This window comes from Rhodoplanes elegans (genome assembly GCF_016653355.1).
GTDB classification, from domain to species: Bacteria; Pseudomonadota; Alphaproteobacteria; order Rhizobiales; family Xanthobacteraceae; genus Rhodoplanes; species Rhodoplanes elegans.
This window is the reverse complement of sequence record NZ_NHSK01000138.1, coordinates 1-6,741: the sequence shown is the minus strand read 5'-3', so window position 1 is coordinate 6,741 and position 6,741 is coordinate 1. Positions and strand designations below refer to the sequence as shown.

Genomic DNA, 6,741 nt, shown 5'->3' with positions numbered 1-6,741 from the left:
CCCGGTGCCGCTCGCCCCCGCCGCCGCGCCGCCGGCCGACGACTGACCGGCTCCCGGGCGCCGCCCGCGCCCTCCGACGGGCGCCTGTCCACAAGCCCGGTCCCGGCCGGCTGGCCGCCGACCGGGCGATGCGCTAGGACCGGCCCATGCCCCTGCATCTCGTCAAGCTCTGTGTCGGCTGCGACAGCATCGCCGACCTCGAGGACTGGATCCGCGAGCGGCTCGCGAAGCGGCCGAAGGGGAGCTCGCGCGAGCACGCCCACGTCACCCGCATGGTGCCGAAGCGCGCCGACGAGCTTCTCGCCGGCGGCTCGCTGTACTGGGTGATCCGCGGCGAGGTGGCCTGCCGCCAGACGCTGCTGCGGGTCGAGCCCTTCGTCGACGGCGAGGGGGTCGGCCGTTGCCGGCTGGTGCTGGCGCCCGAGGTGGTGCCGGTGGTGCCGCGCCCGTACCGGGCGTTCCAGGGCTGGCGTTATCTCGCCGCCGGCGAGGCGCCAGCCGATCTCGATCGCGCCGCGCCCGGCACCCAGGCGATGCCGGAGGAGATGCGCCGCGAGCTGCGCACGCTCGGGCTCCTCTGACCGGCCGGAATCGGGCTAATCCGGTTTCAGATTACCGTTCGATTGTCGACATCTTCGTCTATACGGGAACAACGCTGCCATTCTTCTTAAAATTCGGCGCAAATGCCCGCCGAAATTAACCTGAAGCACAATCTAAGTCTTTCCCTCGTCCAGTCATCTGCTGGAACTTTTGATCAGGGCGGGTTATGATGGCTACGTAGAAGCCTTTAGTCCTGTCTCGCCCGGGTACCCCGCATGCTGCAACGGAACGACCCGCCGCACACCCAGACGACGGCCGAGCGCCGGCAGGACATCCGCGTCGTCGTCAGCCTGCCGGGTCGTTACGTGCTGCCGCGCCGTCGCACCGTCGACGGGACCAAACCCGAATTCGCCTGCCGGCTGGTCAACATCTCGCGCCACGGCATGATGCTGGCCGGCCCCGTCATCGGCAATGTCGAGGAGCCGGTGACGACGTATTTCGACGATTTCGGCAAGCTCGAGGGCAAGGTGCTGCGCCGGCTCTACGGCGGCTTCGCGATGAGCATCGTGGCCGACAACGAGACGCTAGACCGGCTCGAGGCGAAGCTCGACTGGCTCGACAAGCACCAGCGCGACGTCGCCCCCAACACCCGCCAGCACAAGCGCATCGTGCCGGTGAACCCGCACTCGACCCTGATCCTCGCCGACGGCACGGTGATGCCGTGCTTCGTCATCGACATGTCGGCCTCGGGCGTCGCCGTGTCGGCGGATCTCCGGCCGCCGATCGGCATGCCGCTCGCGGTCGGCACCGTGGTCGGCCGGGTGGTGCGCCGCTTCGGCTCGGGCTTCGCCGTGCACTTTACCCACGAACAGGCGCCGCATCACCTCGAGCAGCTCTTGATCAAGCCGCCGTCGCGGGCGCGCATTCCGGCCGCCGAGATGGCCTATCGCGAGATCGTCATGATCGACGACGAGCCGCTGCCGATCTGATCCCAACGCCCCCGACCTCGGACCGTCATCCTAAGGTGCCCGGCGCAGCCGGGCCTCGAAGGATGCGGCCACCCAAGTCGGCGTCGCCGACTTGGGCTTCGATATTGTCGATCTCGGGCAAGCCCGAGATCGATGCCGTCGCCCTTCGAGGCTCGGGCTTCGCCCGAGCACCTCAGGGTGACGGGGAGAGTCGATCGTCAGAAGCTTTGGTATGAGACGGACGGCGTGGCGCGTACGGCATCGCTGATCACTTCGCCGGATTCCGGGCTCGCAGCTTCGCTGCGCCCCGGAATGATGGAGACCGGATCGACCCGAAACGGTCACACCGCCAGATTGTCGATCAGCCGCGTGGTGCCGAGCTTCGCGGCGACCAGCAGGCGGATCGGACCGTCCTTGAGAGAGCGCACCGGCGCCAGCGTCTCGGCGTGGCGGGCCTCCAGATAATCGACGACGAAGCCCTCGCGCGCCAAAACCTTGCGGCCGCTCTCCAGCACGGCGCGGATCGGGCGTCCCGCCTTGATCTTCGCCGCGCAGTCGGCGAGCACGCGATAGAGCGCCGGGGCGCGCTGGCGTTCCTCGGCCGACAGGTAGGCGTTGCGCGACGAGCGGGCGAGGCCGTCCTTTTCTCGCACCGTCGGCACGCCGATGATCTTCACCCGCAGATCGAGATCGGCGGCGAGCCGCGTGACCACTTTCAGCTGCTGATAGTCCTTCTGCCCGAACACCGCGATGTCGGGGCGCACCTGGCCGAACAGCTTCGCCACCACGGTCGCGACGCCGCCGAAGAAGTGCGGGCGGAATGCGTCCTCGAGACCGGCCAGCGCCGGGCCTTCCGGCGCGATGCGGGTCGAAAACCCGTCCGGATACATCACCGCGGTGTCGGGCGCCCAGACGAGATCGACGCCGGCTTCGGCCAGCGCCGCGACGTCGGCGGCGAGCCGGCGCGGATAGCTGGAAAAGTCCTCGGTCGGGGCGAACTGGGCCGGGTTGACGTAAATCGAGACGACGACCCGGTCGGCCTTGCGGCGGGCCTGGCGCACCAGCGTCAGATGGCCGTCGTGCAGCGCCCCCATGGTGGGCACGAGCGCGACGGTCTCGCCCGCCGCGCGGAAGCGCAGGAGGGCGCGATCCAGGACTTTTAACGTGCGGGCGACAGGCGTGCGGGCGACGGGAGGACGGGTCGGCATGATGATCGGTTCCGGCGGGCGGCGGAGGCCTGGAGACGCCAGCCGATCCGCGCCGGGTCGACGGCGCGATCGTGGCGCCGGTTCACCGTGATCTGTTCACGACTCGCCGCGCGGCCGAGAGATAACTTGACCCCCGGGTCCGATCAAAACAAAAATCGGTCGGCACGGAGGCGTTTATGTGGTCGGATCCGGAACATCGTGAGTTGCGTCGGCGGAGCCCGATCTCGGCCCATGTGATCGTCGTCGGCAACGAGAAGGGCGGCTCCGGCAAGTCGACCACGGCCATGCATCTCGCGGTCGCGCTGATGAAGGCGGGCCAGCGGGTCGCCACCATCGACCTCGACTCGCGCCAGTCGACGCTGACCCACTACATCGAGCGGCGCCGGCTGTGGGGCCACCGGATCGGCCAGCCGCTCGAGATCCCGCTGCACTTCTGTATCGCCCGCAGCGAGGGGGCGCGCGTCGACGAGAACGAGACCGCCGAGTTCGGCCGCTTCGCCGAGGCCGTCACCGAGATCGAGCACCGCCACGATTTTCTGGTCGTCGACACGCCGGGCGCCGACACCTACCTGTCGCGGCTCGCCCACTCGATGGCCGACACGCTGGTGACGCCGCTCAACGATTCGTTCCTCGACTTCGACGTGCTGGCGGCCGTCGATCCGCACTCCTTCGAGATCACCGCGACGAGCCACTATTCCGAGCTGGTGCGCGAGGCGCGCCGGCAGCGCCGCATCGTCGACGGCAAGACCACCGACTGGGTGGTGGTGCGCAATCGCCTCTCGACGCTCGGCTCGCGCAACCGCCGCCTGGTCGGCGAAGGGCTCGACCGGCTCGCCGGCCGGCTCGGCTTCCGCTTCGTCGAGGGCTTCGCCGAGCGGGTAATCTATCGCGAGTTTTTTCCGCGCGGCCTCACGGCCGTGGACGAGATCGGCGAGGAGACGCTCGGCACGAGGCCGAGCCTGTCGCACGTCACGGCCCGGCTCGAGGTGCAGGGCCTGCTCTCCCATCTCCACCTGCCGCTCGACGACCGCGGCAAGAAGCGCGCCGAGGCCCGCGCCGAGTGGTTCATGAGCGCCTACCGCCCGCTCGACACCGACGACATCCTCGACGACGGCCCGGCCGAGGAGGGGCCGCTGACCCTGCCGCGGATGCCGACACCGACGCCGGGGTGAGGGGGGAGCCGCGCTTTCACTCGCGGTGAATCGCGACGGATTCCGCTCGTCCCCGCGAAGGCGGGTACCCAGGGCGGCACAGTCCGTGGCCCCTGGATGCCCGCCTGCGCGGGCATGAGCGGAGGGGAGGCGAGTTCCTGACGAAACGAGCTGCGCCGAGCGCCTGGAGCCTGTCCGACGCTGGCCTTGGCGGCAGCGTGTCCCGGACAAGGGGCCTCGGGCCGAAGGTCCGAGGCGCCGCAGAGCCGGGACCCAGGAGCGGCACGACGGGCGGTTCTACGGGCCGTCTGGCAACCGCCTCACCCGATCGCCCCTGGGTCCCGGGTCACGGCGCTACGCGCCGCGCCCGGGACACGGGACGCGGCGGCGTGCCGCCGACGCGGCGGCGTGTCGCCCCGGCGGCTTGACGGGTGCCATTGCGCCGGCGGGCGTTCGCGGCCACTTCTAGGGGCATGAGTCGACACGGGAGTTCCGCTCCGTTCCGCCATCGGCCCCGTCCTCGCCGCCGCCTTCTCGGGTGCTCCGATGTCCAAGCCGCCTGACCGCCCCAATCCCGAGCGCGCCACCTCTGACCGCGCAATGCCTGAGCGCGCCACCTCCGATCGCGCCACGCCCGACCGCGCGCCGGGCGGCGACACCACGCCGGCCACCACCTCGTCGCGCGCCGAGATCGACGCCTTCGTGGCGCAGGTGAAGGCGCTCGGCGCCGCCCGGGCGCCCGGCACGGTGGCGGGCGGGCGCGGGCGCCTCGTCTTCGCCCTCGACGCGACGATGAGCCGGCAGCCGACCTGGGACACGGCCTGCCGGTTGCAGGCCGACATGTTCGCCGAGGCCGGCGCGGTCGGCGGGCTCGACGTGCAGCTCGTCTATTTCCGCGGCCTCTCCGAGTGCCGGGCGTCGAAGTTCGTCTCCGACCCGAAGGCCTTGGCCTCGCTGATGGAGCGGATCGACTGCCGCGGCGGCCACACCCAGATCGGCAAGGTCCTCTCGCATGTCCGCCGGGAGAACGAGACCACCAAGGTGGCGGCGCTGGTCTATGTCGGCGACGCCATGGAGGAGCCGGTCGACGATCTGTGCGCCCGCGCCGGCGAGCTCGGGCTCGCCGCGGTGCCGTGCTTCGTCTTCCAGGAGGGGCACGATCCGGTCGCCGAGCAGGCGTTCCGCGAGATCGCCCGCCTGTCGGGCGGCGCCTGGTGCCGGTTCAGCTCCGGCGCGGCACACGAGCTCGGCGCGCTGTTGCGGGCGGTGGCCGCCTATGCGAGCGGTGGCCGCGACGCGCTGCATCGCCTGGCCGGCCGGAACACCGCCGCGGTGCGCCTCTTGGAGCAGCTTCGATGACGCTTCTGCTCGGCATCGCCGTCCTGGTGATTCTGATCGCCGCCCTCAAGGGCTTTTCCAAAGTCGACCCGCGCGGTTTTGCCAAGGGCGCCCGCATGGCCGGCGGGTTCGCGGCGCTCGGCGGCGGCGCCTTCCTGGTGGCGCGCGGCCAGATCGGCCTCGGCGTGCCGCTCGGCCTCACCGGGCTCGGCCTGCTCGGCTGGCTGCCGTTCGGCGGCGCCACCTTCGGGCAGCGCACGCAGAAGAGCCCGGGGCAGGTGTCCCGGGTGCGCTCGGCCTTTCTGGAGATGGAGCTCGATCACGACAGCGGCACGATGCGGGGCCGCATCGTCGCCGGCCGGTTCGCCGGCGCGCCGCTCGACGGTCTCGACGTCGCCACGCTGGCCGGCCTGTCGGCCGACATGGACGAGGAGAGCCGGACCCTACTGGCCGCGTATCTGGACCGCCGGAGTCCCGGCTGGCGTGAACACGCGCAGGGTGGTGCGGGCGCGGGGCAGGGCGGAGCGCCGAGTTCCGGCAAAATGACGGAACAGGAGGCCTATCAGATCCTTGGCCTTGAGCCGGGGGCGACCGCCGACGACATCGGCCGGGCGCATCGCCTGCTCATGAAGAAACTGCATCCCGACCAGGGGGGGTCGACGTACCTCGCGGCCCGTGTGAACGAGGCCAAGGAGGTCCTGCTTCGCGGACATCGATAAGAACTCCGACGCAACGCAACAACAACAACGATCGACGTTCACGCGCTCCGCGGCCGACAGGGCCGGAGAGCCTGGCCTCCACTGATCCCCGATTCCGGGTGAATCGTTGCCGGTCGCGGCGTCCGGTCTCGCGTCCTGTTCGCGCGGTCGTCCGCTCCGTCGAAGACAATTGTGTCCGTTATTTATTAAATCTCGGTTCCCGTGCGGCGCCGGCCGCGCAGGCGCGGGCTTGCAGACTCCGTCATCCCGGGGCGCGGACCGTCAGGTCCGCGAGCCCGGGATCCATACGCCCGGAGACCGTGGCTCACGGCAGACAGGGGGTATGGGTCCCGGGCTCGTCGCTTGCGCGCCGCCCCGGGACGACCGAGGCCGCCCCCCCCCAAAAAACACCGATGCCCGGCACGAGGCCGGGCATCGGGACGGAACCGGTGAGACGGGAGCGGCCGACGGCCGTCCGTCTCAGTTCTTGATGGTCAGGCAGGCGAAGTCGTTGCGCTTGAGATACTTGCAGGCGGCCTCGGCGGCGTCCTTCTCGAACCCGGCGAAGCGGGCGCGATAGAAGGTCTTGTTGTCGCGGGTCACCGCCTCGGTGAAGGGCTCGGCGTGGCCGAGCAGCGACTTGGCCTTGGCCTGGGCGGAGGAGAGGCGGCCCTTGGCCTCGGTCTCGTCGCCGAAGGCGCCGATCTGGATGATCCAGCCGCTGCGAACGATCGGCTTGCGGGCCGGGTCGGCGGCCGGCCGGCTCGACGCGCTGGCGAGCGCGAAGGTGCTCTCGCCGTCGGCGGCGGCGACCGCCACCTCGCGGACGGGTGCCGCG

At 70.7% G+C, this 6,741-nt stretch carries 7 protein-coding genes; 5 read left to right on the top strand and 2 right to left on the bottom strand.

All coding sequences use genetic code 11. The features are described 5' to 3' along the window. Positions 1 to 146: 146 nt before the first annotated feature. Together CCR97_RS17465 and CCR97_RS17460 are read left to right on the top strand one after the other, a co-directional pair. On the top strand, positions 147 to 581 hold the full coding sequence (locus CCR97_RS17465; protein ID WP_111360653.1) for a DUF1489 family protein: 435 nt from the start codon (positions 147 to 149) through the stop codon (positions 579 to 581). Positions 582 to 815: 234 nt separating this feature from the next. Then, positions 816 to 1,529, top strand: coding sequence for a PilZ domain-containing protein (locus CCR97_RS17460; RefSeq protein ID WP_111360654.1), 714 nt, complete (start codon positions 816 to 818; stop codon positions 1,527 to 1,529). Positions 1,530 to 1,849: 320 nt separating this feature from the next. Here CCR97_RS17460 and panC read toward each other — a convergent pair whose 3' ends face one another. Continuing rightward, positions 1,850 to 2,716 (bottom strand): pantoate--beta-alanine ligase, encoded by an 867-nt coding sequence (panC, locus tag CCR97_RS17455; RefSeq protein ID WP_111360446.1) that lies wholly within the window; start codon positions 2,714 to 2,716, stop codon positions 1,850 to 1,852. Positions 2,717 to 2,919: 203 nt separating this feature from the next. Here panC and CCR97_RS17450 point away from each other — a divergent pair, with 203 nt between their 5' ends. From CCR97_RS17450 to CCR97_RS17440, 3 genes are all read left to right on the top strand, one after another. Further along, entirely contained in the window at positions 2,920 to 3,888 is a 969-nt protein-coding gene (locus CCR97_RS17450; protein ID WP_244670520.1) for a division plane positioning ATPase MipZ, read from the top strand. A gap of 579 nt (positions 3,889 to 4,467) precedes the next feature. Beyond that, positions 4,468 to 5,226, top strand: coding sequence for a vWA domain-containing protein (locus CCR97_RS17445; protein ID WP_111360559.1), 759 nt, complete (start codon positions 4,468 to 4,470; stop codon positions 5,224 to 5,226). Beyond that, a complete protein-coding gene (locus CCR97_RS17440) occupies positions 5,223 to 5,924 on the top strand; it encodes a DnaJ domain-containing protein (protein WP_111360558.1) in 702 nt (233 codons plus the stop codon). The genes CCR97_RS17445 and CCR97_RS17440 overlap by 4 nt, the downstream gene beginning before the upstream one ends. 459 nt (positions 5,925 to 6,383) lie before the next feature. Here the strand turns inward: CCR97_RS17440 and CCR97_RS17435 are convergent. Continuing rightward, positions 6,384 to 6,741 (bottom strand): SPOR domain-containing protein (locus CCR97_RS17435; RefSeq protein ID WP_201159705.1); only part of this gene is annotated, 358 nt, incomplete at its 5' end.